25 protein-coding genes and 2 riboswitches are annotated in these 24,871 nt (G+C 63.9%); of the genes, 18 read left to right on the forward strand and 7 right to left on the reverse strand.

Annotation, left to right across the window (positions count from 1 at the left end):
• Positions 1-12 precede the first annotated feature (12 nt).
• Positions 13-936: a LysR family transcriptional regulator gene (locus tag LMH93_RS17345; RefSeq protein WP_004573723.1), complete on the forward strand. Its 924-nt coding sequence runs from the start codon at positions 13-15 to the stop codon at positions 934-936.
• A gap of 193 nt (positions 937-1,129) precedes the next feature.
• Positions 1,130-2,284, forward strand: a complete 1,155-nt coding sequence (locus tag LMH93_RS17350; RefSeq protein WP_098091291.1) for a cysteine desulfurase family protein — start codon at positions 1,130-1,132, stop codon at positions 2,282-2,284.
• Between the two features lie 57 nt (positions 2,285-2,341).
• Here the strand turns inward: LMH93_RS17350 and LMH93_RS17355 are convergent, their stop codons facing one another.
• The 3 genes from LMH93_RS17355 to LMH93_RS17365 all read right to left on the reverse strand — a co-directional run bounded on the left by LMH93_RS17355 (position 2,342) and on the right by LMH93_RS17365 (position 4,021).
• Positions 2,342-2,779, reverse strand: coding sequence for an RES family NAD+ phosphorylase (locus tag LMH93_RS17355; protein ID WP_012052908.1), 438 nt, complete (start codon positions 2,777-2,779; stop codon positions 2,342-2,344).
• Positions 2,776-3,225, reverse strand: a complete 450-nt coding sequence (locus tag LMH93_RS17360; protein ID WP_003250525.1) for an antitoxin Xre/MbcA/ParS toxin-binding domain-containing protein — start codon at positions 3,223-3,225, stop codon at positions 2,776-2,778. Before LMH93_RS17360 ends, LMH93_RS17355 begins: the two co-directional genes overlap by 4 nt.
• Before the next feature lie 142 nt (positions 3,226-3,367).
• Complete coding sequence (locus LMH93_RS17365; RefSeq protein ID WP_004573726.1) at positions 3,368-4,021, reverse strand: oxygen-insensitive NAD(P)H-dependent nitroreductase NfsB; 654 nt, start codon at positions 4,019-4,021, stop codon at positions 3,368-3,370.
• A gap of 103 nt (positions 4,022-4,124) precedes the next feature.
• On the opposite strand from LMH93_RS17365, the gene LMH93_RS17370 reads away from it, so the two are divergent.
• From LMH93_RS17370 to LMH93_RS17380, 3 genes are read left to right on the forward strand one after another with little or no spacing between them, the layout of a single operon-like run.
• Positions 4,125-5,048 (forward strand): LysR family transcriptional regulator, encoded by a 924-nt coding sequence (locus tag LMH93_RS17370; protein ID WP_004573727.1) that lies wholly within the window; start codon positions 4,125-4,127, stop codon positions 5,046-5,048.
• A gap of 48 nt (positions 5,049-5,096) precedes the next feature.
• Positions 5,097-5,927: an AraC family transcriptional regulator gene (locus LMH93_RS17375; protein ID WP_003250518.1), complete on the forward strand. Its 831-nt coding sequence runs from the start codon at positions 5,097-5,099 to the stop codon at positions 5,925-5,927.
• Between the two features lie 51 nt (positions 5,928-5,978).
• On the forward strand, positions 5,979-6,563 hold the full coding sequence (locus tag LMH93_RS17380) for a LysE family translocator (RefSeq protein WP_003250516.1): 585 nt from the start codon (positions 5,979-5,981) through the stop codon (positions 6,561-6,563).
• 39 nt (positions 6,564-6,602) lie between these two features.
• Here the strand turns inward: LMH93_RS17380 and LMH93_RS17385 are convergent, their stop codons facing one another.
• Complete coding sequence (locus LMH93_RS17385; RefSeq protein ID WP_014861778.1) at positions 6,603-7,802, reverse strand: sugar transporter; 1,200 nt, start codon at positions 7,800-7,802, stop codon at positions 6,603-6,605.
• 205 nt (positions 7,803-8,007) lie between these two features.
• Between LMH93_RS17385 and LMH93_RS17390 the strand changes: the two genes are divergently transcribed.
• Complete coding sequence (locus LMH93_RS17390) at positions 8,008-9,324, forward strand: hypothetical protein (protein WP_230064418.1); 1,317 nt, start codon at positions 8,008-8,010, stop codon at positions 9,322-9,324.
• A 104-nt stretch (positions 9,325-9,428) separates the two neighbouring features.
• Here the strand turns inward: LMH93_RS17390 and calA are convergent, their stop codons facing one another.
• Positions 9,429-10,481: a vanillin reductase gene (calA, locus tag LMH93_RS17395; RefSeq protein WP_230064419.1), complete on the reverse strand. Its 1,053-nt coding sequence runs from the start codon at positions 10,479-10,481 to the stop codon at positions 9,429-9,431.
• A 181-nt stretch (positions 10,482-10,662) separates the two neighbouring features.
• On the opposite strand from calA, the gene LMH93_RS17400 reads away from it, so the two are divergent.
• Complete coding sequence (locus LMH93_RS17400) at positions 10,663-11,568, forward strand: AraC family transcriptional regulator (RefSeq protein ID WP_003250509.1); 906 nt, start codon at positions 10,663-10,665, stop codon at positions 11,566-11,568.
• Positions 11,569-11,631: 63 nt separating this feature from the next.
• On the opposite strand, the gene thpR is transcribed toward LMH93_RS17400, so the two are convergent.
• Positions 11,632-12,177 carry an RNA 2',3'-cyclic phosphodiesterase gene (thpR, locus tag LMH93_RS17405; protein WP_004573730.1) on the reverse strand — a complete coding sequence of 182 codons (546 nt, stop codon included), beginning with the start codon at positions 12,175-12,177 and terminating at the stop codon, positions 11,632-11,634.
• Positions 12,178-12,335: 158 nt separating this feature from the next.
• Here thpR and lpxO point away from each other — a divergent pair, with 158 nt between their 5' ends.
• The 9 genes from lpxO to LMH93_RS17450 all read left to right on the forward strand — a co-directional run bounded on the left by lpxO (position 12,336) and on the right by LMH93_RS17450 (position 21,830).
• Positions 12,336-13,235, forward strand: a complete 900-nt coding sequence (lpxO, locus tag LMH93_RS17410) for a lipid A hydroxylase LpxO (protein ID WP_003250504.1) — start codon at positions 12,336-12,338, stop codon at positions 13,233-13,235.
• Between the two features lie 118 nt (positions 13,236-13,353).
• Positions 13,354-13,698, forward strand: a complete 345-nt coding sequence (locus tag LMH93_RS17415) for a carboxymuconolactone decarboxylase family protein (RefSeq protein WP_185280190.1) — start codon at positions 13,354-13,356, stop codon at positions 13,696-13,698.
• A 78-nt stretch (positions 13,699-13,776) separates the two neighbouring features.
• A complete protein-coding gene (locus LMH93_RS17420; RefSeq protein WP_003250500.1) occupies positions 13,777-14,346 on the forward strand; it encodes a GNAT family N-acetyltransferase in 570 nt (189 codons plus the stop codon).
• 155 nt (positions 14,347-14,501) lie between these two features.
• A riboswitch (cobalamin riboswitch) is annotated at positions 14,502-14,709 on the forward strand.
• 109 nt (positions 14,710-14,818) lie between these two features.
• Positions 14,819-16,945 (forward strand): TonB-dependent receptor, encoded by a 2,127-nt coding sequence (locus LMH93_RS17425; RefSeq protein ID WP_230064420.1) that lies wholly within the window; start codon positions 14,819-14,821, stop codon positions 16,943-16,945.
• A gap of 117 nt (positions 16,946-17,062) precedes the next feature.
• Positions 17,063-18,229, forward strand: coding sequence for a DUF1624 domain-containing protein (locus LMH93_RS17430; protein ID WP_060537704.1), 1,167 nt, complete (start codon positions 17,063-17,065; stop codon positions 18,227-18,229).
• Between the two features lie 28 nt (positions 18,230-18,257).
• Positions 18,258-18,455: riboswitch (cobalamin riboswitch) on the forward strand.
• 111 nt (positions 18,456-18,566) lie between these two features.
• Positions 18,567-19,577 (forward strand): ABC transporter substrate-binding protein, encoded by a 1,011-nt coding sequence (locus tag LMH93_RS17435; RefSeq protein ID WP_047604003.1) that lies wholly within the window; start codon positions 18,567-18,569, stop codon positions 19,575-19,577.
• Positions 19,577-20,593, forward strand: a complete 1,017-nt coding sequence (locus tag LMH93_RS17440; protein ID WP_003250493.1) for a FecCD family ABC transporter permease — start codon at positions 19,577-19,579, stop codon at positions 20,591-20,593. The genes LMH93_RS17435 and LMH93_RS17440 overlap by 1 nt, the downstream gene beginning before the upstream one ends.
• A complete protein-coding gene (locus LMH93_RS17445; RefSeq protein ID WP_054888682.1) occupies positions 20,590-21,378 on the forward strand; it encodes an ABC transporter ATP-binding protein in 789 nt (262 codons plus the stop codon). The genes LMH93_RS17440 and LMH93_RS17445 overlap by 4 nt, the downstream gene beginning before the upstream one ends.
• 17 nt (positions 21,379-21,395) lie before the next feature.
• Positions 21,396-21,830 carry a pseudoazurin gene (locus LMH93_RS17450; RefSeq protein ID WP_102885228.1) on the forward strand — a complete coding sequence of 145 codons (435 nt, stop codon included), beginning with the start codon at positions 21,396-21,398 and terminating at the stop codon, positions 21,828-21,830.
• A gap of 156 nt (positions 21,831-21,986) precedes the next feature.
• Here LMH93_RS17450 and LMH93_RS17455 read toward each other — a convergent pair whose 3' ends face one another.
• The gene (locus tag LMH93_RS17455) at positions 21,987-22,484 is read right to left on the reverse strand and encodes a GNAT family N-acetyltransferase (RefSeq protein ID WP_087535157.1); all 498 of its coding nucleotides are present in this window, start codon (positions 22,482-22,484) and stop codon (positions 21,987-21,989) included.
• A gap of 133 nt (positions 22,485-22,617) precedes the next feature.
• Between LMH93_RS17455 and LMH93_RS17460 the strand changes: the two genes are divergently transcribed.
• Complete coding sequence (locus LMH93_RS17460) at positions 22,618-23,097, forward strand: hypothetical protein (RefSeq protein ID WP_003250484.1); 480 nt, start codon at positions 22,618-22,620, stop codon at positions 23,095-23,097.
• A 59-nt stretch (positions 23,098-23,156) separates the two neighbouring features.
• Entirely contained in the window at positions 23,157-24,728 is a 1,572-nt protein-coding gene (locus tag LMH93_RS17465) for a sensor domain-containing diguanylate cyclase (RefSeq protein ID WP_087535159.1), read from the forward strand.
• The last annotated feature ends 143 nt before the right edge of the window (positions 24,729-24,871 follow it).

A 24,871-nucleotide genomic window follows, 5' to 3' on the forward strand; every position in this document is an offset into this window, starting at 1 on the left:
AGAGCGGCGCCCATGAACCTTAGCAAGGTCGACCTCAACCTGTTCATCGTGTTCGATGCGATCTACACCGAAGCCAACCTGACCCGCGCCGGGCAGATTGTCGGCATTACCCAGCCGGCAGTGTCCAATGCCCTGTCGCGCCTGCGCGAAACCTTCAATGACCCGCTGTTCGTGCGTACCGCGCAAGGCATGGTGCCCACCCCCATGGCGCAGAACATCATCGGCCCTGTGCGCAACGCGCTGGCGCTGCTGCGGACCTCGGTGCAGGAAAGCCGCATTTTCAACCCGCAGCAGGCCAACAAGACCTTCCGCATCAGCATGACCGACCTGACCGAGGCGGTCATCTTGCCGCCGCTGTTCCAGCGCCTGCGCCGTCTGGCGCCGGCAGTCGTGATCGAAAGCTTCCTGTGCAAGCGCCGCGAGACCACCAAGGAACTCGCGGCCGGCCGCCTGGACTTTGCCATCGACGCGCCACTGAACACCGACCCGCAGGTGCGCCATATCAAACTGATGCAAGACCGCTATGTCTGCGCCCTGCGCCAAGGTCACCCGCTGGCCGACAGCAAGCTGACCCTCGACAGCTACCTGGGCATGACCCACATCCATATCTCCAGCCGCCGCAACGGCCTGGGTTACGTCGACCTGGCGCTGGGCAAGATGGGTGTTCAACGCAAGGTCGCCCTGCGTTCGCAACACTACCTGATGGCGTCGCAGGTGTTGCAGCAGACCGACATGGCGATGACGGTCCCCGAGCGCTTCGCCCGTCGCCATCAGTTGCGTTATCAGGCGCTGCCGGTGGAGGTCCCTGCGCTGGAAACGCACCTGTACTGGCATGAAAGCACCGACCAGGACCCGGCCAACCGCTGGATGCGCGAGCAGATCACGGAATTGTGCGAGCGCGTGGTTGCAGAGGAAGAGAAGGCTCTGGAGCCCTGACGGTGCCGGCGAGGGACCCCTCATGGCCCTCATCAGGCAAAGTAGAAAATCCCATGAAAGATCTTCGATAGAGAATTTTTTTCTAAAATAATCGCGAATCGACCTGAGGGAAACGAAAAAAATACCGCTGCTGGCAGGTACGCTTACGTCAATGATTGCCGATTTCACGGCCACTGACACGGACCCGCCCTCAATGCCTAGCGCCCCACTCTACTTCGATTACGCCGCCACTACCCCAGTCGACGACCGGGTTATCGAAACCATGCTCGCCTGCCTGGGTAACCAGGCCAACTTCGGCAACCCGGCGTCCAGCGGCCACGCCTTCGGCCAGGCTGCACGTCACGCCGTGGACCAAGCGCGCCAGCAAGTCGCCGAGTGCGTCGGCGCGCACGCCGAGCATCTGGTATGGACGTCGGGTGCGACCGAGTCCAACAACCTGGCGCTCAAGGGTATTGCCCAAGGCATCGGCCAGCCCGGGCACCTGATCACCAGCCTGCTGGAACACAAGGCCGTGCTCGACACCGTGGCCGAACTGGAGCGCCAGGGCTGGGCCGTTACACGCCTGGCAGCGGATGCCGACGGCCTGATCCAGCCCGCAAGCGTGCAGGCTGCGTTGCGCGCTGACACCCGCCTGGTGTCGCTGATGGCGGTCAACAACGAACTGGGCACGGTCACCGATTTTGCCGCGATCGGCGAGCAGGTGCGTGCCCACGGTGCCCTTCTGCACGTGGATGCCGCGCAGGCCGTGGGCAAGCTGGCGATCGACCTGCATACGATGGCCGTGGACCTGATGTCTTTTTCGGCGCACAAGGTCTACGGGCCAAAAGGCATCGGTGCGCTGTATGTCGGGCCGCGCGCCCGCGTGCTGATGCGTGCGCAGATGCACGGCGGCGGCCATGAGCAGGGCCTGCGTTCCGGCACCCTGGCGACCCATCAGATAGCGGGCATGGGCAGCGCCTTTGCCTTGGCCGGCCAACCTGGCGACAGCGAGCACCAGCGCCTCGAGCAACTGGCAAGACGCCTGCGCACAGGCCTGCTGGCCATGCCCGGCGTTACCCTGAACGGCTGCGCCAAGCAACGCATTCCCCATACCTTGAACCTGTGCATCGACAGCAAAGGCTTCAACAGTGCGGCACTGGCCGGCGAACTGGCCTTGTCGACCACCTCGGCCTGCAACTCGGCGAGCAACGCTGCCTCGCATGTGCTGCTGGCACTGGGGCTGGATGAGCGTCAGGCTCGCAACAGTGTGCGTTTGAGCATCGGCCGTTTCAGCACCGAGGCTGACGTGGACAAGGCGCTCGAAGTGTTTGGCCGAGTGCTGACGACAGCATCGGCCGCACTGTGGTGACCACCTCGGCTGTTTTCGCCTTGCCTGACCTGCGTCTCAAGACTTTTCGTACAGAGGCTAGAACAGGCGGCTGTCCGGGGTGAAATCCTCAACCTGGATTTTCGCGCTCTGCGCCTGCGGGTGCCGTGGGTTGAACAGGTAATTGGTGGTGCTGGGCATGATCGCGCTTGGCACCGGCAGCAGCAATGCCGAACCGTCATCCAGAAAGCGATTGCCCAGCGTACGGGTCAACTCAGGCTGAGCAGACCAGCCAGGCTGCAAAGCGGGCAACTGCGCCTGGGAAACCGTGTCGGGCAGTTCGATGCGAAGCAAGCGCATGGTGGTCGGGAAATCCTCGGGGTCGATCTCCAGGTGCACCAACACTTCCAGCATCGCCCCGGGAGGGCTGGTGGCGGCATACACCACCGGCCGCCCCGCCTGGTGCCAGCGGCCACTTACACGCAAGCCCCCCGTACCACTCAAGTCTGCATAGGCGCTGATTCGCCACAAAATCACAGGCCATAGCCCTCGGCAATCTGCAGCAGCATTTCTTCGACCTGCGTGGTGCCTTGCTGGGTGGTGAGCATCTGCATCGGCGTCAGCCCCGAGAAACGCTCCTTGGGCTTGGAAAGCCAGCGTTTGGCCTTGCCCGCTTCACCAAACACGGCCTCGGCCATGGCGGTGATGTGGGCCGAGCGGAACAGCCGATCGCTCTCATCCACGGTCAGCGGTTGGTCGCGCTCGATACGGGATTTGAGGGTGCGCAGCGGGATGATCTGGTCGCGCTCCACCGGCGTGAGCACACCGCGTTCGGTCAGCTTTACCAACCAGGTGGCGGCAAAACCATCGGTGATGCGGGTGTGAATCTCGAAGTCACTGGCAAGCTCGGGAATGTCCAGCAGCGCCTGCAAGCGCGCCCGGTACTCGTGGTAACCGTTGTCGCGAAGCACTTCGGCAAGCATGGCAGGCTCCTTTTCGGCATTTGCCGATAAGTATGCGGTATATGCCGGGTCATTGCCAGTTTGCCTGATCGGGCGGTCGACGTCAGGGCTTTGCCAGATTAACTGCCAGCGTTGCCAGGGCCGCACAGCGGCCCCGGAAACCTCACAGGAAGGTGAACACTTGCGATGCCGGCAACCGCGACTTGCTCAGCCCGGCATTGAAGTCCGCCTCACTGCGGTAACCCAGGCTCAGGATCACCACACTGGTAAAGCCACGCTCACGCAAACCCAGTTCGGCATCGAGGACCTTGCTGTCGAAGCCCTCGATCGGCGTGGCATCCAGCCCATGCGCCGCTGCACCCAGCAAGGCAGTTCCCAACGCCAGGTAGGTCTGCTTTTCCATCCAGTGCTGCACATCCTTCTGGTCGAAGCGGTGCAGGTTGACGTAGTGCCGGCGGCTCTGGTTTTGCCCGGCGCGCGCTTGCTCATCACGGAAACGGCCATCGGCAGCCTCTTGATCGAGCACGGCGTTCAGGTGTTCTTCAGTCATTTCGGTACGGGTGCAGAACACGATCACATGCGAGGCATCGAGAAGCTTCTGCGTGTTGTAGGCATAACCCTCAGCAGTGCTCTTGGCCAGGCGGGCCTTGCCTTCGGCCGTGTCGGCGACGATGAAATGCCAGGGCTGGGAATTGACCGACGACGGGCTGTGACGCAGTTGTTCGAGCAGGGCGTCGACGGTGGCCTGGGGAATGCGGCGTGAGGCATCGTAAGCTTTGGTGGTGTAACGGCGCTTGGCCAGCGATACGGTATCCATGCGACAACTCCGGGATGAACAGTGGATTTGCCGGGCATCTTATCTTTCCAGCAAAAAAGAAAAAGCGGCACAATGTAACAACACTTTCATCCCTGGAATGAAAATGCTGCGCATCACCGACCTCGAACTGTTTGCCCGCAGCAGCGTGCTGGGTAGCTTCACTGCCGCCGCCCATGAAGCCGGCCTGCTGCCGGGCCAGGTGGCTGCCGCGATCAAACGTCTGGAACGCGACCTGGATGTACGCCTGTTCGCCCGCACCACCCGCAGCCTGCGCCTGACCGCCGAGGGCGAGCGCTACCTGCCAACCGCGCTGAATGTGCTGGAAAGCCTGCGCCAGGGCCATGAAGATCTGCATGGCAACCCCAATAGCCTGCGCGGCACCCTGCAGGTGTCGGCGCCTTCCGACATGGGCCGCAACATGTTGTTGCCCTGGCTCAGCGCCTTCCGCCACGACCACCCGGCATTGCAACTGCGCTTCTTCCTGTCCGACCAGATGGCCGACCTCAACCGCGACCCTGTGGATGTGGCCATCCGCTATGGCCTCAACCAGGATGCCAACTACATCGCCCTGCCACTGGCCGAATGGAACCGCCGCGTGCTGGTGGCCTCGCCCGACTACCTGGCCCGTCACGGCCGCCCGCTTACCCCCGACGCACTGCAGCAGCATGCCTGCCTGCTGTACATGCAGCACAGCCGGGTGTACGACAAGTGGCAGCTGGGTAATCGCACCGTGCAGGTGCGTGGGCCGCTGGTCAGTGACGATGCCGACGTCATCCGCCGCCTGGCCATCCAGGGGGAAGGTATCGTCTACAAGTCGTGGCTGGATGTCAGCGCCAACATCGCGGCCGGTGAACTGGAAATGGTCCTGCCCGAATTGCTCGGCGAGCCTACCCCGCTGACCTTGGTCTGCCCTCATCGCAAACAACTCACACCGGCCGTGAAGCAATTGCACCTGTGGCTACGCGAACGCTTCGAGGCCCTGCGCGCCCGGGCACTGACCAACGGCTGCACAATCGTTCCAGACTGAGCCGGGGGCGTTGCGCTAAGGTAGCCATTTACCCCACGGTACACGTCCATGAGCAACTGGATCGACTTCAAACAAGACGCCGACACCGGCATCGAGTCGGTCCGCGCGCATTTTGTCGGCCATGCCTATGATCCCCACTGGCACGACAGCTTCCTGGTCGGCGTGACCGAACAGGGCGTGCAGCAGTTCAACTGCCGCCGGGTGCGCCACCGCAGCACGCCGGGGCAGGTATTTTTACTTGAGCCTGGCGACATCCACGATGGCCTGGCGCCCACCGAAGAAGGCTTCACCTATTCGACGCTGTACCTGGAGCCCGCCTGGCTCGACCAACAGCTGCGCGCGCTGTACGAGCACGCGCCGGGCGACAGCCTGCCCAGCTTCGCCGACACCCTGTGCCACGACGAACGCCTGGCACGGGCCACCGCCCTGGCCTTCAGGGCCGTGCATGACCAGGACTTGCGCATCGTCAGGCAAACGGCCATGGACGATCTGCTGGCCTGCCTGACCCGCCACCTGCACTGGCGCCGCCGCATCAACCCCGACCCGCGCCTGCCGCTGACCGCACAGCGCGCCCGGGACTTCCTGCATGCCAATCTGGAGCGCGACATCGGCCTGGAGGACCTGGCCCAGGCCTGCGGCATTGACCGCTTTCGCCTGACGCGTGCGTTCAAGGCGGCGTTCGGCATTGCACCCCATGCCTACCTGATCCAGCTGCGCCTGGCCCGCGCGCGGCGCCTGCTTGCCCAAGGCCAGACACCGGCCGAAGTGGCCGTGGCGTTGGGCTTTGCCGACCAGAGCCACCTGGGGCGCTGGTTCCGCCGCGCCTACCAGTTGACCCCGGCCGACTACCGCAGGCGCTGCTCAAACCTTCCAGACTGAGTGCCGGCGGGCAGCGAGCATGGTGCTTCGATGTTACGGAGCCCATGAACCATGTCTGAGTCGCTGTTGCCCTTCATTCTGTTTGCCCTGGTGTCCAGTATCAGCCCGGGGCCGACCAACCTGTTGATCCTGGCCCATGGCGCCCGTCGGGGCCTGCGCGCAAGCCTGGCGCCGATCGTGGCGGCGTGTGGCGCGGCTGCAGCCATTGTGCTGCTCGTCGGGCTGGGGCTGGGCGAACTGCTGCTGCGCTACCCCTTGGCGCAACAGCTGATGAGCTGGGCCGGGGTGCTGTGGCTGAGCAGCCTGGCGTGGAAGATGCTGCGCAGTGCCGCCGCCCCGCTCCACGCGGCCACGGCACAAGGCTTCAGTGCGCTCAGTGCGGCCTCGTTGCAGGTGGTGAACCCCAAGGTCTGGTTGATGGCCGTGGCGGTGGTCGGGGTATTTGCCGCTCCGTCGTTGCCCGTGTGGCAGCTGGCGCTGGTGTTCTTGCTGATCGCTCTGCCGAGCATGGCCGCCTGGGCGGTGTTGGGGGTGGGGAGCGCCCGGTGGCTGCAGGCACCGGGGCGGTTGCGGGTGTTCAACCAGGTATTGGCGGGGGTTCTGTTGATATCGGCATGGGCTGCCGTATTGGCCTGAGTCTCTACTTGACCGGCAAGGGGCCTGAGCGGCCCCGGCTCAGCGTGCCAACGCCTCGCGAAAACGCCGGGTACTGGCAACGGCCAGTACCAGCCCGACCACTGCCACGCTGCCGCCCACCAGGCCGATATCCGCCACATTCATCTGGCTGCTGACGATACTGCCCAGCAGCGCACCACCGCCAATACCGATGTTGTAGATACCCGAGAACAGCGCCATGGCCACATCGGTGGCGTCGGACGCCAGCTTCAGGGTCTTGGACTGCAGCGCCAGGCTGAAGCTGAGAATTGCCACGCCCCAGAACATGCTCAGCACTGCGAACACATAGAAGTTGCCCGACAGCGGCAACATCAGCAACAGGCACGCGGCGAGTACCCCGATCGAACCCACCAGGAAGCCATGCGGGAAGCGGTCGCTGTAACGGCTGAACAACAACGAACCAAAAACCCCGGCACCGCCGAACAACAGCAGCAACAGTGTGGTGCGGTCGCCGCCGATCTGCGCTACGTGCAGGGCGAACGGCTCGATATAGCTGTAGGCCGTGAACTGCGCGGTAATGACCAGCGTCACCAACAAGTAGGTAATGACCAGTGCCGGGCGCTTGAACAGGACCGGCAGGCTGCGCAACGAACCGGAGTTCTGGCTGGGCAGCAGCGGCAGCGATTTCATCAGGCACAGCATGGTGGCTAGCGCTACCCCGCCAATGCTCAGGAACGTGATGCGCCAGCCCAGTGCCTCGCCCACCACACGGCCCAGCGGGATGCCCAGGACCATGGCCAGGGTAGTGCCGGTGGCCAGCAGGCCCAGCGCCTTGGCCTGCTGGCCCGGCGGCGCCACACGCACCGCCAGCGAGGCGGTGATGGACCAGAACACCGCATGCGCCAGGGCAATGCCGATACGGCTGACCAGCAGCATGGCGAAGCTCTGCGAAAGCCACGACAGCAAGTGGCTGACAATGAACACCAGGAACACGAACAGCAGCAGACGCCGCCGTTCGATGTTGCGGGTCAGCAACATCATGGGCAACGAGGCCAGCGCCACGATCCAGGCATAGATGGTCAGCATCAGGCCGACCTGGGCAGTGCTCATGTCGAAGCTGCGGCCAATGTCACTGAGCAGCGCCACCGGGACGAACTCGGTGGTGTTGAAAATGAAGGCCGCCAAGGCCAGGGCGATGACGCTCAGCCAGCTGCCGCTGCCCGTTGTGGGTGGCAGGTGTGTGGGTATGGGTCCGTTCATGGGTGGAAACCGCTTCTCCGCAGACAAAGCAACAGGTCGCACGCCAGCCACCCGCTTGCAGGGGTGCCAACGTACGTTTTGTTATGGATAGGAATGCCCGGCATGGTACGCGTCAAGCTGGGGCCTCACAACCGCAGGGCAGGCAGAAGGAGTACCATGCGCGCTTTGTGTGAAACGCGCGTGCAACAAGGAGCCCGATCCGCTCATGGACAAGCAGCACCCCCAGCAGCAGTGGCAGCAGGCAGTCATCGCCTATGCCCAGGCCGTCAACGACTACGTCGCGCAGGGCCGTGCGCACGGCTGGGACAACCTCGAAGAGCCGCAGGCACCCGCCACCGAACACCTGCTCGACGCCTGGCTGGCAGCCCTGCAGGCAGCCAACCGCCCTGGCATGGACGAACCGCAGCGTCAGGCATTTCGCGAGGCCTGGCCACCCGCACACCACCCCTTGATACCGTTGCTCGAAGACCACGGCCAAGGCATCAGCCATGTCCTGCTGCTGGAAGATGGCAGCCTGCTGGCCCGCATCGGTATGCCTTACGACAAGGGTCAGGTGGTGCGTATCGATCACCATGGGGTAACCCCGGTCATCGGCATCGAACACTTTGGCCGTTGCCCGGCGCGGCGCTATTTCGCCCTGGCCAATGCCGAGGGCGTGCGTGTGACCGATGGCTGGGGCGGCCCGCAAGTGCAGCGCCTGGCCTGGCCTACCGGGCTGGAGGGGTTGCCGCCAGGCTACCCGTTCGAGCCGTTCGACCTGCCGCCCACACCGACCGCGCTGATCCCCTTCCCCGATGGCCAGCGAGTGCTGCTGGTGAGTGCCGAAGGTATCTTCGTGCTGGCCACTCAAGGTGCGACTCGCCTGCTGCCACAGCAGACACGGGTGCTCGATGAGCTGGCCGAGGGCACCGACCCGGACGACATCAGCCTGGGGCTGAGCATGGAGCATGGTGCGGTGTCGGCGGATGGCCGGCTGATCGTCGTGGGTGAGCAAGGCAGCCGACACCTTGTTCTGGACGAACGACTCAAGCCGCTGGCGCACATCGGCCCGGGCAGCGAATACCCGCACTTTGCCTTGTTCAACCGCGCGGGTGACCAGTTGATCGTCAATGCCTGCCATTTCTACAGCGGTGCCACGCTGGCCGTGAGGGTGGCAAACCTGCACGGGCTGGATACCGATTACTACAGCCAGGACCCGCGTACCCCGCTGGTGCAGGATGGCGCAAGGGTGTATGCGGGGGTTGCGCGCGATGGCGAGTACATTGTGGGTGATGCCTATGGCTACCTGCGGGCGTTTGGCGAAGAGGGTAAGGAGCATTGGCAGCATTACCTGGGATCGACCATCAGTGCGATGGATATCAGCGCCGACGGACAAACGCTGGTGGCGGCGAGCCATGCGGGGGTTATTTCGGTGATTGCGCTGGATAGCGGGCGGCCCGAGTGGCAGATCGGTACCGGGGCGCACGGCGAGGTGCGGCGATGGTTGTTCTGGAAGGGCTGGGACAAGCCAATGGCCTGGTAAAACGGCTGCATCGTTGCTGCCTGTACCGGCCCGACCTCGGGCAAGCCCGCTCCTGTGTAGGAGCGGGCTTGCCCGCGAAGAGGCCCGTACAGGCAACCGACCCATCAGCCCTGTAACGTGGCCATGTCGATCACGAACCGGTACTTCACATCCCCGGCAATCATCCGCTCATAGGCCTGGTTGATGTTGCGGATATCCAGCATCTCGATATCGCAACGGATGCCGTGCTCGGCGCAGAAGTTCAGTACTTCCTGAGTCTCGGCAATCCCCCCGATCAACGACCCCGCCAGCACCCGGCGCTTCATCACCAGGTTGGCCGCATGCAATGCCGGGTCGATCGGTTCGATCAGGCCAACCAGGATGTGCACACCGTCGAACTTCAGCGTTTCCAGGTACGGGTTGAGGTCGTGCTGCACCGGAATGGTGTCGAGCAGGAAATCGAAACGGCCAGCAGCGGCGCGCATCTGCTCGGCATCGGTGGAGACGATCACATGGTCGGCCCCTTGGCGGCGCGCTTCCTCGGCCTTGGCCTGAGAGCGCGTGAACAGGGTCACTTCCGCACCCAGGGCCTTGGCCAGTTTGATGCCCATGTGGCCCAGGCCGCCCATGCCGAGGATGCCGATCTTGTGGCCCGGGCCAACGCCGTGGTGCTTGAGCGGCGAATAGGTGGTGATGCCGGCACACAGGATAGGTGCAGCGCTGGGCAGGTCCATGCCGGCCGGTATGCGCACCACGAAGTGCTCGCTGACCACGATGCTGCTGGAATACCCCCCCATGGTGTTGCTGCCATCGACCCGGTCCGGGGTGGCGTAGGTCATGGTCGGGCCTTCGAGGCAATACTGTTCCAGGTCCTTGGCGCAGGCTTCACAGGTACGGCACGAGTCGACCATGCAGCCGACGCCCACCAGGTCACCGACCTTGTGCGTGGTGACGTTGTCGCCCACCGCCGTGACCCGGCCGATGATCTCGTGGCCCGGCATCAGCGGGTACACGGCAATGCCCCATTCGTTGCGCGCCTGGTGGATGTCGGAGTGGCACACGCCGCAGTACAGGATGTCGATGGCGACGTCATCCGGGCGCGGGCTGCGGCGTTGGAACGTCATGGGGGCCAGGGGGCTGGTGGGGGTTTGAGCGGCATAACCGATGGCGGTATACATGCAGGGCCTCGCAGTGAAGTGAAACGATTCAGGCGACGCATTTTGCGCGTCGTTCGCCGCCTCGCCCACGGCTGATTCTCCGGCATGCATGCCTGATTCTACGAAGATGCCAAGCTATAGCTGGCGCCACGCCTTCAATCTGCGATGATCAAGCTGTCTGATTCTCTGCCCTTGGTCCACCATGCAACTGACCCGTCACGTCGATGCCAATGCGCCGCTCTGCTCACTGATCCGCAGCCTCACCACGCGCCCGGGCTTCGTGCCCACCCTCCTGCCCCAGGTGCAGGTGCTGAGCTGGGACCACTATGTGGCCAGCAGCCCACAGATCTACGAACCCAGCCTCATGATCCTGGCCCAGGGCAGCAAACTGGCGCGCCTGGGGCCGCGCACCCTCGAGTACGGCGCCGGGCATTACCTGGTGCAGGCGTTGTCGGTGCCGTTCATGTGCGAAACCTTCGCCACCCCTGACGCGCCATTGCTGGGCGTGGCGGTGGGCATCGACCGTGGCGTGCTGGGCGAGTTGGTGCAGAGCATGGGCTTGGCACCGGACGCTGAAGTGCAGGCGCAAACCCCGCAATCGATGACCTCCGCAGCACTGGATGCGCCAATGCGCGAAAGTGTGGAACGGCTGCTGCACTGCCTGCAGGACCCGCTTGACGCCAAGGTACTGGGCCCGGCGCGCGTACGCGAGGTGCTGTATACCGCGCTGCGCGGCCCGCAGGCCGGTGTGTTGCGGGCACTGGTGGAGCAACAGGGGCACTTCGCCCGCATCGGCGCCGCCCTCGCCCACCTGCGCGAGCACTACGCCGAGCCGCTGAGCGTGGAGGCACTGGCCGCGCGGGCCAACATGAGCGTTTCGACCTTCCATGAACACTTCAAGCGCTGCACCGACATGGCACCGATGCAGTACCTCAAGCGCTTGCGGCTGCTCAAGGCGCAGCAGATGCTGATTGGCGAAGGCCTGGGCGTGGCACAGGCTGCGCACAGGGTGGGCTATCAGAGCACCTCGCAGTTCAGCCGCGAATACAAGCGCCAGTTCGAACGCAGCCCAGGGGATGAATTGCCTTACCAAAGCATGCCGGTGTAATCACCCGATCTGAACAGCCCCTGCAGGTACGCATCCGGGACAAGGCGTTTTTCGCCCGGCGGGTCAGCCTGCCAGCGGCCACTGCGCCAAGGGCCGGTAAGCGCCCTTGCGTGACTCGTAAAGCGTGAAGTGGCGCGCGCTGAGGTAGAACTCCGGCGCGCTGCTGGCCTCGGGGGGTTGCCCGCGGTAATCCCTGGACAGGGTCAAGTGTGGCCGATACTCACGGTTGGCCGCCTCCACCCCCAACGGCAGCAGTGCCTGCTGCAAGCCGTACACCAGTTGCAACAGGGCTGGCGGTGTCTGCTGTGGCTCCAGCACCAGCGCGCCGGCCCGCTGCCACACCTGCAAGCGGTCAAGCAGAAGCCGCGGTGCCATGGCCGGCAATGCCAGTTGATCGACTGCCGCACAGATCGCAGGCACCTGGGCGGTATCTACATCGCCGAGGAACAGCAGCGTGACATGGAAGTTGGCCGCCGGCACCGGTTTGCCGCTGCGCAGGTTCAGCCCGCGTCGCCACTGGGCCAGGTCACGGCGCTGCGCGTCGCTGACCGGCAAGGCGAAGAACAGCCGCTTGAACGGGCTACCGCTGGGGCGTATATCCTGAACCATACAAACTCCCTGACATGAAACGTTTGCGCAAGACTGTAGGGTATTACACCAATGTCGCCCCGCAGTTTGGTAACAATAAGTACAAACTGCCCCCATGATTGTTTATGCTGGCGGGCTCATGCCTCGGCGCATGGCCATTTTTCGACAAGTAAACGTCCATGAAAATTGCACTCGTACTTATCTTCGTCTTCTCGATCGCCTATGTTCACCTGCGCGGTCGGGTTCGCCACAAGCTGACTCGCCAGCTGGGCGACCACTCCAGCTTCCTGGCCCCGATCAACAGCTTCCTGTACCTGTTCTCCAAACACCCGGCCAAGCCCTACCTGCCGGTCGAGGCCTTTCCAGAACTGAAACCGCTGCAGGACCACTGGCAGGAGATCCGTGAGGAAGGCCGCCAGTTGCTGCACGTAGGCGAAATCAAGAAATCCGACAATTACGATGACGTCGGTTTCAACTCGTTCTTCAAGACCGGCTGGAAACGTTTTTACCTGAAGTGGTATGGCGAAAGCCACCCGTCGGCAATGGCCCTTTGCCCACGCACGACCGAGCTGCTGCAAGGCATCGGCACGGTCAAGGCCGCCATGTTCGCTACCCTGCCTCCGGGAGCCAAGCTGGTGCGCCACCGTGACCCGTATGCCGGCTCGTACCGCTACCATCTGGGCCTGGATACCCCGAATGACGACGGCTGCTACATCGACGTGGACGGCGAGAAATACGCATGGCGCGATGGTGAGGGGGTGATCTTTGACGAAACCTACATCCACTATGCAGCCAACACCACCGAGCACAACCGCATCATCCTGTTCTGCGACGTCGAACGCCCGCTCAAGTACCGCTGGGCAACCGCGTTCAACCGCTGGTTCAGCCGCAACGTGATGGCCGCTGCCGCTGCGCCCAACGATGCCAGCGACAAGACCGGTGGCATCAACCGCCTGTTCACCCGCATCTACAAGATCCGCGAGCGTGGCAAGGCGCTGAAGAAGCGCAACCGCCTGCGCTACTACCTGGAAAAATGGGCAGTGGTCGCGGCGTTGGTGCTGGTGTTCATCTACATCTGAAGGCTCAACGCAGGCCACTGTACGAGTGACCTGCGTTTACCCACCAAAGTACCGCCTCGCACGTGCCACGCTTCGACTAGCCTGAAAGCTCCACTCGCAACCCCCCAAGGTGAAGACGATGAGCATGATGGACTGGGACGCCTACCGTAAGCAGTTGATGGCCGGCATCAGCGATCTCAAGCAACTCTCCCCCGACACCGTAGCCGGCTACATGACCGCCAGCGGTGCAGGCGCCAAAACCAACCACCTGGATGCCAAGACCCGCGAGCTGATCTCCTTGGCCGTGGCTGTGACCACCCGCTGCGACGGCTGTATCGCCGTGCATTCGCAGCAGGCCGTCAAAGCGGGTGCCAGCCGCGAGGAAATTGCCGAGGCCCTCGGCGTGGCCGTGGCCATGAACGCCGGTGCCGCGCTGGTGTACTCGGCCCGCGCAATGGACGCGGTGGGCAAGGCCAACGGTTGAGCACAAACGGCGTCGTCGCCCTTGCGCGACGGCGCCGCGCCACCCAGACTGGGCGGCTCACCCCGCGCAGGAACCCGCATGATCCACATTCGCCCCATGACGCCGGAAGATTTTGATCGTTTCTGGCCCACCTTCCAGGCCATTGTCCAAGCCCGTGAAACCTACGCTTTCGACCCGGCCCTGAGCTTCGAACAGGCGCGCCAGCTGTGGCTGGAGCTGCCCTTGCACACGCTGTTGGCCGAAGAAGATGGCGAGCTACTGGGGTCGTATTACCTCAAGCCCAATGCTGCCGGGCCTGGTGCGCATGTAGGCAATTGCGGCTACATGGTCTGCGAACAGGCGCGCGGCCGGGGCGTGGCGCGCTTGATGTGCGAGCACTCGCAAAAGCTGGCGCGCCAGGAAGGCTTTCTGGCATTGCAGTTCAACTCGGTGGTAGCCACCAACGCAGTGGCCGTGGCGCTATGGCACAAGCTGGGCTTTGAAACAGTCGGCCGTTTGCCCAAGGCCTACCGTCATGCCCGCCTGGGGCTGGTGGACTGCCTGGTGATGTACAAATGGCTGGCGGATGAGCCGGTGGTGGAGAAGCCGCCGCTGCTGATCGGGCGCAAGAACATCGAGGCACGGGTATCGCGGCGCCGCGGGCGCTAGCTTTTCAGGCAAGCCTGCCTCCCCAGCCAACTCATCACGCTGGGGCCTGATGTTCTTGCCAAATGGGGCTCCGGCGCCGCAAAAACGCACAACCTGTTGTTTTTTCTCAGCATTCACAGCACACCAACATTTGACGCCCCAGCCTTTCAATGGTCAGATGCGCGCCAGTTTCAGGTGCCCTGCGCCGCCGCGCGCAGGGTGAAACGGGAAACCGGTGCGTCGTGTTGCCCACGACAAGTCCGGTGCTGCCCCCGCAACGGTAAGCGAGCGAACCCTTCGAGATACCACTGTGCTCAAGCATGGGAAGGTGAAGGTTTCATGCCCCTCGCAAGCCCGGAGACCGGCCTGGAGCTTCACTTGGCAACCCGCGGTGGGCGGGCGCAGGCCGGAATCCGTGCGCGCGCCTGCCTGCATGGTTCGCCTTTGCGTGTTTTCCACCGGGATCCATTCATTCCTGCAGCAGTGGAACGACATGTCCCGTATGTTCAAACTTCACCCCCTGGCGGCCTGCCTGGCCGTTGCCCTGCCGGCGCTGGCTGATGACCGCGACCCGCAGCCTCTGGCCCTGCCTTCCACGGCCATCACCGACACTCAGGACAACCGCACCATCGACCTGGCCACGCCGACCCAGGCCGGCTCGCGCCTTGGCCTCAGCGCCCTGGAAACACCGGCCAGCACCAGCAGTATCAGCGAACGGCAGATTCAGCAGCGCAACAACATCACGGTGCAGGATGCAGTGACCCGCTCGCCGGGCATTACTTTCGTCGGCTCCCCGGGGGACGGCGGTACAGGCCTGTCTGCCCGCGGCTTTGCCGGCCACAGCTCAGTGATGACCCTGTTCGACGGCGCGCGCCTGTACACCGGTGCCGGCACACAGACCTTCCCGGTCGACCCGTGGATGGTCGAACGCATCGAGGTGATTCGCGGCCCGGCCTCGGTACTGCATGGCGAAGGCGCCACCGGCGCAGTGATCAACGTGATCCCGAAAAAACCTTTTGCCGGCGAGGTGCGCAACCACCTGCGACTGGGTTACGGCTCGTGGGACCGCCAGCAGCTCGGCCTGGACAGCGGCGGCAGCCTCAGCGAGCGCCTGAGCTACCGCCTGACGCTGAACCAACAGGCCGGCAATGGCTGGGTCGACCGCACCGCTTCACGTAGCCTGGCCCTGAGCGCCGCGCTGCGTTTTGACGCCAGTGATGACCTCAGCTTCACGCTGGCCCATGACCGCGGCGATGCACAACCTGCCAACTACTACGGTACCCCGCTGATCGACGGCCACTACCGCAGCAGCCTGCGCAAAAAGAACTACAACGTGCAGAACGACGTACAGCAGTACGTTGATGAATGGACCCGGCTCACGACCGACTGGGCGCTGAACGACCAGCTCGGCGCCAGCAACCAGCTGTACTACATCAAAAGCCGCCGCCACTGGCGCAACGCCGAGGACTACAGCTGGGACGCCGGGCGTCAGCAGTTGCTGCGCGGCAGCTACCTGGAAATCAAGCACAACCAGGAACAGTTCGGCGACCGTCAAACCTTCACCTTCGACCACACCCTGTTCGGCCTGGACAGCAAGACCGTGCTCGGTGCCGAATACAACAAGGTGCGCTTCAACGTCGACAGCAATTCACCCTACAACGATGTCGGCGGCGACTACCTCGACCCATGGCAGCCGCAGCCCGGCGGGTTCCATAGCGCCTCGCCGTTGCGGCCGCAAACGCTCTCGACCACCCATACCTTTGCCCTGTTTGCCGAGAACCGCCTGCAATTGAGCGATCGCCTGTCTTTGGTTACCGGCGTGCGTCGCGACCAGAACCACATCGACCGCAACAACTTGATCAACGACAGCCGTAGCGATCGCAGCCTGCAAGGGGGCAACTGGCGCGTCGGGCTGGTGTACGCAATCAGCGACGACCTGTCGTTGTACGGCCAGTACTCAACCAGCGAGGATGGGGTCAACAACCTCATCAGCCTCAGCCCCGCGCAGATGAACTATGACCTGACCGAGGCGAAGCAGACCGAGGTCGGCCTCAAGCAGCGCTTTTGGGAGGGGCGCGGCGAATGGACGCTTGCCGCCTACCACATCGTCAAGAAAAAGCTGCTGGTGGACGACCCGATCACGCACGAAAAGCAACAAGCCGGGCAGCAGACCTCCGATGGCCTGGAAGCGACGCTGGAGCTGGCCCTGGCCCATCAGTGGCAGGTGTCGGCCAACGCATCGCTGGTACGCGCCAAGTACGACGACTTCGACGAAATGGTCGGCGGCCTGCCGCAGAATCGGGCAGGCAACCGGCCGGCCAACGTGCCACGGCGTACCGCCAACCTTTGGTTGAGCAAAGGCTTCGGCCAGCAGGTGGAGGCTGGCATTGGGGCGCGCTATGTGGATGAGCGTTATGCCGATACCGCCAATACCCAGAGCGCCCCCGGGTACACCGTGGTCGATGCCAACATCGCCTGGCAGGTGATGCCGGATGTGAAGGTGGGGTTGCAGTTGAACAACCTGTTCGATCGCGAGTATGTGCAGTCGGCGTTCAGCGGGCAGCAGTGGTTGATGGGGATACCGCGGTCGTACTTCGCGACGGTGGATTACAGCTTCTGATCTGGGTGGCTTGTGCCGCGAAGAGCCCGGCACAGGCCACACAAAAACCTCTATTCCCTTTTAGCGTCTTGTTATACGATAACGTTTCACATGAAATTCATTCCTATTAGACAACCCATGACAAGTGCCAGCGCCACGCCCACGCTGATCACCCAGCGCCTGCAGAGCATCGATGCCCTGCGCGGCCTGGTGATCCTGTTCATGCTCCTGGACCACGTCCGCGAGACTTTCCTCCTGCACCGCCAGGTCAGCGACCCCATGGCCATCGACACCACGGAACCGGCGCTTTTCTTCAGCCGCACCCTCGCTCACCTGTGTGCGCCTGTGTTCGTCCTGCTGACCGGCCTGTCGGCCTGGCTGTATGGCGAGAAGCATCAGGGCCGTGGCGACGTCTCGGCGTTCCTGTTCAAACGCGGGCTGTTCCTGGTGGTGCTGGAGTTCACCCTGGTCAACTTCGCCTGGACCTTCCAGTTGCCCCCGAGTGTGATCTACCTGCAAGTGATCTGGGCCATCGGCGTCAGCATGATCGCCCTGTCGCTGCTGGTGTGGCTGCCACGCGCCGCACTGCTCGCCCTGGGCGCCAGCATCGTCGCCGGCCACAACCTGCTCGACGGCCTGCACTTTGGCGTGGATTCAGCCCTGCATGTGCCGTGGGCAATCCTGCATGATCGCGGCTGGCTGGCGTTTTCCGAAAACCTGCACCTGCGCACGTCTTACCCGGTGCTGCCGTGGATCGGCGTCATCGCCTTGGGTTACGGCCTGGGGCCCTGGTTCGCCCGCGGCAGCGATGCCGGGCAACGCCAGCAACACCTGCTGGCGGCTGGTTTGCTCGCGCTGCTTGGCTTTGTGCTGCTGCGCATGTTCAACGGTTACGGTGAGGCGCCGTGGAGCGGTTACCCAACCTTCACGCAAACCCTGATGAGCTTCTTCAACATCACCAAATACCCACCGTCGCTGCTGTTCCTGACCCTGACCCTGGGCTGCGGCCTGTTGTTGTTACGCGCGTTCGAACGGGCCGGCCTGGCGCGCTGGATCACTGCCCTGGCGGTGTTCGGTGCGGCACCGATGTTCTTCTACCTGCTGCACCTGTATGTGCTGAAGCTGCTGTACCTGGCCTGCGTGGCGCTATTCGGGCTCAACCATGGCGACTACTTCGGTTTCAACGGTGTTGCAGCGATATGGCTGGGCGCAGTACTGCTGGCGGTTTCGCTGTACCTGCCGGTGCGCGGGTTCGCCCGACTGAAGCAGCGCCGCCGTGACATCCGTTGGCTGAAGTACTTCTGAAAAGCGTTTTCACCTGGCGGCGCGATGGTCTACCATGCGGGCCGCCGGTTTCCACCACGGAACTAACAGGGAATCCCAGGCCTGCCAATACGGGCCAAACGGAACTGCCCCCGCAACTGTAGGTGCCGAGCCTGCTCCATCAATGCCACTGGGCCTGCCGCCCGGGAAGGCCGGAGCCGGGCCGTGACGCACCAGTCAGGAGACCTGCCGGCCTACATTCACCAACCGGCGGGGTGTCAGGGATTGGCCATCCGTGTTGCCCCGGCCACCCGCTGGGCCTCGGCGATGCCTGTCCGTGCGTTCCTCACCAGAACTGTCCGATAGGAGATCGCCCAGCATGCTGCCCCGTTTCGCCACCCTGCTCGCTGGCCTAGGCTTCACTGGCCTGGCCCAGGCCGCTGCCACCCACTATCCGCTGACGGTCGACAACTGTGGCAAGCCGCAGATTTTTGCCCAGGCGCCGCAGCGCGCCGTCACCATCGGCCAGGCCGGTACCGAGCTGCTCTATGCCCTGGGGCTGGGTGACAAGCTGGCGGGCACCTCGCTGTGGTTCAACAATGTATTGCCCGAATACCAGGCGGTGAACGCCAAGGTGCCGCGCCTGGCCGACAACGACCCCAGCTTCGAGGCGGTGGTCGGCAAGCGCCCGCAACTGGTCGCGGCGCAGTTCGAATGGATGGTCGGTGCCCAGGGCGTGGTCGCCACCCGCGAGCAGTTCGATGAGCTGAAGATCCCCACCTACGTGCTGCCATCGGACTGCGAGGGCAAAAACAACCTGGTCGGTGCAGACGGCACCCGCCTGCAAGCGTTCCAGGTAGACAGCATCTACAAGAGCGTCAGCCAACTGGCCGAGATCTTCGACGTTCAGGACCGCGGCGCGGCCCTGAACGCCGAGTTGCAAGGGCGTCTGGACAGTGCCAGGGCACAACTGGCCGGCAAGGACCTGTCGGCAACTTCGGCGCTGTTCTGGTTCTCCAGCGCCGACCTGGACATCGACCCCTATGTGGCCGGCCGCCAAGGTGTTGCCGATTTCATGCTGCGCACCCTCGGTGTGCGCAACGTGGTCGAGTCCAGCGAAGAATGGCCAAGCGTAGGCTGGGAAACCCTGGCCAAGGCCAATCCGACCTGGCTGATCATCGCGCGCATGGACCGCCGCCGTTTCCCCGCCGACGACTACCAGAAAAAACTCGAATTCCTGCGCAGTGACCCGGTAACCCGCAACATGGACGCGGTGAAGCACGACCGCATCATTGTCCTCGACGCTGACGCCATGCAGGCCGGCATTCGCCTGTTCCGCGGCGTGCAGACGCTGTCCACGGCCTTCGCCAGCGGTAAAGCAGCCCCGTGATGAACCGCCTGTTACCCTGCATCGCGGTTGCCCTGGCCGCTCTGTTGGCCGCCCTGCTGGCCGGTACCGCCATTGGCGAAACCAACCTGTCGCCCAGCGTGGTTGGCCAGGTGCTGGCCAACCACCTGTGGCAAGCCGATTACCCGGTGGACCCGATCGACGCCGGCATCATCTGGAACTACCGCCTGACCCGCACCCTGGTCGCCGCCGCTTGCGGCGCCGGGCTGGCCACCTGCGGTGTCATCCTGCAGGCGATGTTGCGCAACCCACTGGCCGAGCCCTACCTGCTGGGGCTGTCTGCCGGCGCCTCGACCGGCGCGGTACTGGTCGGCCTGCTGGGGCTGGGTAGCCTGGCATTAAGCATGTCTGCTGGGGCCTTCATCGGCGCCGGGGCCGCATTCGCCCTGGTGCTGGTGCTGGCCCGCGCGGCCGGCCCCAGCAGCAACAATGCACAGGTCATCCTTGCCGGTATCGCCGGCTCGCAGCTGTTCAATGCACTGACCGCCTTCCTGATCACCAAGTCAGCCACCGCCGAGCAGGCGCGCGGCATCCTGTTCTGGCTGCTGGGCAACCTGAGCGGCGTGCGCTGGCCTTCGGTGTGGCTGGCCGTACCGGTGGCGATTTTCGGCTTGCTGGTGTGCCTGTGGCATCGCCGTGCGCTGGATGCCTTTACCTTCGGTGCCGATTCGGCCGCCTCGCTGGGCATCCCGGTGCGGCGCACCCAGTTGCTGCTGATCAGTTGTGCAGCGCTGGTGACGGCTGTGATGGTGTCCATTGTCGGCGCCATCGGTTTTGTCGGGCTGGTTATACCCCATGCCCTGCGCCTTCTGCTCGGCCCCGGGCACAGCCGTCTGTTGCCCGCCAGCGCACTGGGCGGTGCGCTGTTTCTGATTGTGGCGGACATTCTTTCGCGCACGCTGATCACCGGCCAGGTGATCCCGGTGGGCGTGGTTACGGCGCTGATCGGTGCCCCGGTATTCGCGCTGATTCTGGTCAGCCGACGGGGGCGCCCATGACAGCCATGACCGCTGTTCGCATCCCCCCGCTGGCCTGCCATGGGCTGGGGTTGCAACTGGCCGGCACTACCGTGCTCAGCGCTATCGATCTCAGCGTTGTCGCCGGTGAAACCCTGGGCATCGTCGGCCCCAACGGCTCGGGTAAGTCCTCGCTGTTGAAGTTGCTGGCAGGGCTGCGCAAACCCGCCTGCGGCAGCGTGCAGCTCCTGGGTGAGCCACTGGCACAGATGCCCCGCCGCCGTGTTGCCCAAGCGCTGGCACTGGTCGAGCAACAGGCCGACACACTCGATGCGATCAGCGTGTTCGACGCGGTTGCCTTGGGCCGCACGCCGTGGCTCTCGGCACTGGCACCGTTCTCCCGGCAGGACTGCGCCATCGTCGAGCAAGCCCTGGCCGACCTCGACGCCCTGCACCTGCGCACGCGCCTGTGGGGGTCGCTGTCCGGTGGCGAGCGCCAGCGTGTGCACATCGCCCGTGCGCTGGCCCAACGGCCGCAGGTGCTGCTGCTGGACGAACCGACCAACCACCTGGACATTCAGCATCAGCTAAGCCTGCTGCAACAAGTGCAGGCGCTGCCGGTCACCACCCTGGTAGCGCTGCATGACCTCAACCAGGCGCTGACCTGCGACCGTGTTGCGGTTCTCGACAAGGGCCGTCTGGTCGCCCTCGGCAACCCCTTCGAAGTGCTTACCCCCGAGCGCCTGTTGAGCACCTTCGGCGTCCACGCCCACTACCTCACCGACCCTTTCGACGGCGCGCGCATCCTGCGCTTTCGCGCCCCCTGAACCTGGTAGCCTTGCCCATGCTGTTGCGCCCTGTCGCCCTGCTGCTCACCAGCACCCTGCTTGCCCCGACCGCACTGGCCGAAGTGCATGAAGTGAAAATGCTCAACCGTGGCAGCGACGGCGCCATGGTCTACGAGCCTGACCACTTGCGCATTGCCCCCGGCGACAGCGTGCGCTTCCTGCCGAGCCACAGCGGGCATAATGCCGCCAGCGTGGCGGGCCTGCTACCCACCGGTGCCAAACCGTTCAAGAGCAAGCTGAACCAGCCGTTCGAGCACACCTTCCGCGTGCCGGGCGTATACGGTATTCAGTGCATTCCGCACGTGGCCATGGGCATGGTCATGGTGATCCAGGTCGGTGATACGCCTACCGCCGAATTGCCGGCCAGCTTGCCGGCGCGGGCCAAAGCCCGCTTTGCCGCACAGTTGCAAAAACTCGAGGCCGGGCAGTGAGGCGGCTATTCGGGCCGCTCACACCCTGGCCGGCTCCGCCCCGTTGCACAGCAATGGCTTTACCGAGGATGGCAACTGGAACCTCATCAACCGCCGTGCGTTCGACCCAGTGACCCAGGGCGCGATCTTCATCGTCAATAGGCACGTTCCCACAGGTCAGCGTAATCGCAACTGCATGTGCGTGGTCTGCCACACCGGGTCCTGCTCCACATCCACCACCGTGAAGCCTTGCCGCTCCCAGAACGCAATGGCACCCGGCAGAAACGGATGAGTATGCAAGTAAAGGCAGTCCAAGCCCGCTTGCATCGCCCGTTCGCGCAAGGCACCAAACAAGGCAGCCGCCAGGCCATGCCTGCGGTAGGCCGGCAACACGAACAGCCGCACCACCTCGACTACCCGCTCTGCGCGGTAATCAAGCTGGGCAAAGCGATGGTCATAGGGCAAGTAACCGATCACCGCGACCAGCCGCTCACCCTCACGGGCTTCCAGAAAGCAGCCCGCACCGTCCAGGTAAGTGTCGGCGAAATGCGCCAGGTCACGCGGCAAGGGTGCGTTGGCGAGCATCGGGAAAAGCGCGCGCCGGGCGCTGTCGACAAACACCAGCACTTCGGCAATGGCGTCACGCGCCACAGGTTGCAGGGTCCAGTTCGGCATCGGGCTATTGCCAGTGTGGTTGGGAGCGCACGGTTCTACCGCAGCGTACCGCACAAGGCAAATCACAGGGCTCGTCGTGGCAAGGCGGACATCGGTATAATCAGCAGTCTTCACTGCCCGACCAGGCCACACCATGCCTCGCCTCCCGAAGTTGCTGTTACCCCTGTTGCTGGCTGCTGCATTCACCGCCTGCGACCAGAAACCCTCCCGTGAAGATCAGATCCTCAGCCAGCTGCCGCTGCAGGACGCCTACACGCACAACATCGAGCGCATGTCCGCGCTGCTGGGCCGCACTCACCCGCAGCTGTCGCAAGCGACCATTCAGGACGTACTGCGCAAGCACCTCACCGTCGAGGACCAGCGCCGGGACCTGTTCCGCCTGTACAGCGAAAAGAACTTCAGCGACGCCGAATTCGCCACCATCGTCGCCGCCACCCAGGACCCCGCCAAAGCTCGCGCCCTGGAAGACACCGAAGCCGGCAAACGCTTGAGCGAAAAACTCACCGCCCTGATGCGCGAAACCGCCCGCGATGTGAACGTGCAAGCCTTGGTGGAGCAGCGTATGCAAGAGGTGGAAGATGAGCTTGATGCGCTGGACAAAGCAGGCTCTTGACCGCTGCCCGGCAAGGTAACTTCCGTTCAGCCGCCCTTTACGATCACCCGAGGTCAGGATTGACACACACCAAGCATGGATTGCGCCTGGATCTACGTACACTCATTCTGGTGCTCTGCGCCCTTACCGCAGTGGTCATGCTGTGCGCCAGCTATTTCGCCAGCTACCGGGTGCAGCGCCAGCTATTGATCGACAATGCCCTGGAAGCCAACCGGGTGTATGCGACCAAGCTGGCCAGCATCACCGAAACCTTCATTGGCAACGCCTTGCAGCAACTGATGTTCAGCGCCGGCGTGCAAAGCCGGCAGTTGAGCGACACCACAGCGCTACAGTTGGAAACCGACCGCGTACTGGGCCAGAGCATGGCCTTCAACTCCACCTTCGTGATCGATGCCAACGGTGTACTGCTGGCAGTATCCCCCGCCCCGCTACGCCACCTGGTCGGCACCCACGTGCAGTCACCCGGCGCTCTGGAAGCCCTGCGCGAACGCCGCCCACTGGTTTCCACGCCCTACCTGTCGGCGGCCGACAACCTGGTGGTAGCCTTATCGCAACCCATTTTCGACAGCAACGGCAACTACCTGGGGTATGTGGGTGGCAGCCTGTACCTGCGTGAACGCAACATCCTCAACAGCCTGCTGGGCGAGCATTTCTACAAGGACGGTTCGTACCTGTATGTGGTCGACCGCAACCGACGCCTGCTGTACCACCCCAATAGCGAGCGGGTAGGCACGGTGGTGGAGGGCAATGCGCTGGTCGACCAGTTGGCGACACTGGACAGCGGTACCCGGCAGCTGACCAATAGCCTGGGCGTGGAAATGCTCGCAGGCTTCGCCACCGTCCCCAGCGCCGGCTGGGGCGTGGTAGCGCAGCAGCCCTTGGTGCAGACGGTGGCGCCGTTGCACCATCTGGTGCTGAACGTGATCGCCAGTTCGGCGCCCTTGGCGCTGGTTGGCAGCCTGCTGCTGTGGTGGCTGGCCCGTACCATCGCCCGACCGCTCTGGAAGCTTGCCGCCGGTGCCCGCACGATGGACCGCGCCGCTACCGCCGAGCACTTGCATCAGGTGCGGGCCTGGTACTTCGAGGCGGCAGAGCTCAAGCGCGCGTTGCTGTTCAGCCTGAACTTGCTGCAAGAGCGTATCGGCCGGCTCAATCGGGACGCCCAGACCGATCCGCTGACCGGCCTGGGCAACCGCCGCAGCCTGGAAATCAGCCTGTCGTTACTGGAGGCTGAAAACCGGGAGTTTGCAGCCATTGCGCTGGATATCGACCACTTCAAGCGGATAAATGACAGCCATGGACACGAAGTGGGCGACCAGGTGCTGCGCCAGCTGGCGGAGCTCATGCGCCGTTGTTGCCGCGAGGGCGACCTGCTGTGTCGCACCGGTGGCGAGGAGTTCCTGATATTGCTGCCTGGGGCCACCCTGAACGTGGCGGCCGCGGTGGCCGAACGGTTGCGTGTGACCGTACAGGATATGCCGGTGGAACCGGTGGGCGCCGTGACGATTTCGCTGGGGGTGACGCACTGGGATGGCGAGACTCACGGCGAGCCCATGAACGCATTGGGCGAGGCTGACCGGGCGCTTTACCGGGCCAAGCAGGAGGGGCGCAACCGGGTCGCTTTTGCCTGAACGTCTAGAGTTGTCTGCAGGGGGCGGGCTTGCCCGTGAAATGCCGTTACAGGCAACGATGAATCGGTGGCTTGTAACAATTCCTGTCATAAAACTGCAGTGTTTCAGTCATAGGATTGACCCCGACCTGACATTTTCACTTC

Source organism: Pseudomonas sp. CIP-10, from assembly GCF_020911845.1.
Taxonomy (GTDB): Bacteria; Pseudomonadota; Gammaproteobacteria; order Pseudomonadales; family Pseudomonadaceae; genus Aquipseudomonas; species Aquipseudomonas alloputida.

Bases quoted from the DNA above. Each gene is read 5' to 3' on its own strand.
- LMH93_RS17375 (WP_003250518.1), top strand. From the start codon at position 5,097: ATGAGCAACTGGATCGACTTCAAACAAGACGCCGACACCGGCATCGAG.
- LMH93_RS17385 (WP_014861778.1), bottom strand. From the start codon at position 7,802: ATGAACGGACCCATACCCACACACCTGCCACCCACAACGGGCAGCGGC.
- LMH93_RS17455 (WP_087535157.1), bottom strand. From the start codon at position 22,484: ATGCCGAACTGGACCCTGCAACCTGTGGCGCGTGACGCCATTGCCGAA.
- LMH93_RS17400 (WP_003250509.1), top strand. From the start codon at position 10,663: ATGCAACTGACCCGTCACGTCGATGCCAATGCGCCGCTCTGCTCACTG.
- LMH93_RS17440 (WP_003250493.1), top strand. From the start codon at position 19,577: ATGAACCGCCTGTTACCCTGCATCGCGGTTGCCCTGGCCGCTCTGTTG.
- LMH93_RS17425 (WP_230064420.1), top strand. From the start codon at position 14,819: ATGTCCCGTATGTTCAAACTTCACCCCCTGGCGGCCTGCCTGGCCGTT.
- LMH93_RS17380 (WP_003250516.1), top strand. From the start codon at position 5,979: ATGTCTGAGTCGCTGTTGCCCTTCATTCTGTTTGCCCTGGTGTCCAGT.
- LMH93_RS17350 (WP_098091291.1), top strand. From the start codon at position 1,130: ATGCCTAGCGCCCCACTCTACTTCGATTACGCCGCCACTACCCCAGTC.
- LMH93_RS17450 (WP_102885228.1), top strand. From the start codon at position 21,396: ATGCTGTTGCGCCCTGTCGCCCTGCTGCTCACCAGCACCCTGCTTGCC.
- LMH93_RS17420 (WP_003250500.1), top strand. From the start codon at position 13,777: ATGATCCACATTCGCCCCATGACGCCGGAAGATTTTGATCGTTTCTGG.
- LMH93_RS17370 (WP_004573727.1), top strand. From the start codon at position 4,125: ATGCTGCGCATCACCGACCTCGAACTGTTTGCCCGCAGCAGCGTGCTG.
- LMH93_RS17345 (WP_004573723.1), top strand. From the start codon at position 13: ATGAACCTTAGCAAGGTCGACCTCAACCTGTTCATCGTGTTCGATGCG.
- LMH93_RS17365 (WP_004573726.1), bottom strand. From the start codon at position 4,021: ATGGATACCGTATCGCTGGCCAAGCGCCGTTACACCACCAAAGCTTAC.
- LMH93_RS17360 (WP_003250525.1), bottom strand. From the start codon at position 3,225: ATGCTTGCCGAAGTGCTTCGCGACAACGGTTACCACGAGTACCGGGCG.
- LMH93_RS17390 (WP_230064418.1), top strand. From the start codon at position 8,008: ATGGACAAGCAGCACCCCCAGCAGCAGTGGCAGCAGGCAGTCATCGCC.
- LMH93_RS17435 (WP_047604003.1), top strand. From the start codon at position 18,567: ATGCTGCCCCGTTTCGCCACCCTGCTCGCTGGCCTAGGCTTCACTGGC.
- calA (WP_230064419.1), bottom strand. From the start codon at position 10,481: ATGTATACCGCCATCGGTTATGCCGCTCAAACCCCCACCAGCCCCCTG.
- thpR (WP_004573730.1), bottom strand. From the start codon at position 12,177: ATGGTTCAGGATATACGCCCCAGCGGTAGCCCGTTCAAGCGGCTGTTC.
- LMH93_RS17430 (WP_060537704.1), top strand. From the start codon at position 17,063: ATGACAAGTGCCAGCGCCACGCCCACGCTGATCACCCAGCGCCTGCAG.
- LMH93_RS17445 (WP_054888682.1), top strand. From the start codon at position 20,590: ATGACAGCCATGACCGCTGTTCGCATCCCCCCGCTGGCCTGCCATGGG.
- lpxO (WP_003250504.1), top strand. From the start codon at position 12,336: ATGAAAATTGCACTCGTACTTATCTTCGTCTTCTCGATCGCCTATGTT.
- LMH93_RS17415 (WP_185280190.1), top strand. From the start codon at position 13,354: ATGAGCATGATGGACTGGGACGCCTACCGTAAGCAGTTGATGGCCGGC.
- LMH93_RS17460 (WP_003250484.1), top strand. From the start codon at position 22,618: ATGCCTCGCCTCCCGAAGTTGCTGTTACCCCTGTTGCTGGCTGCTGCA.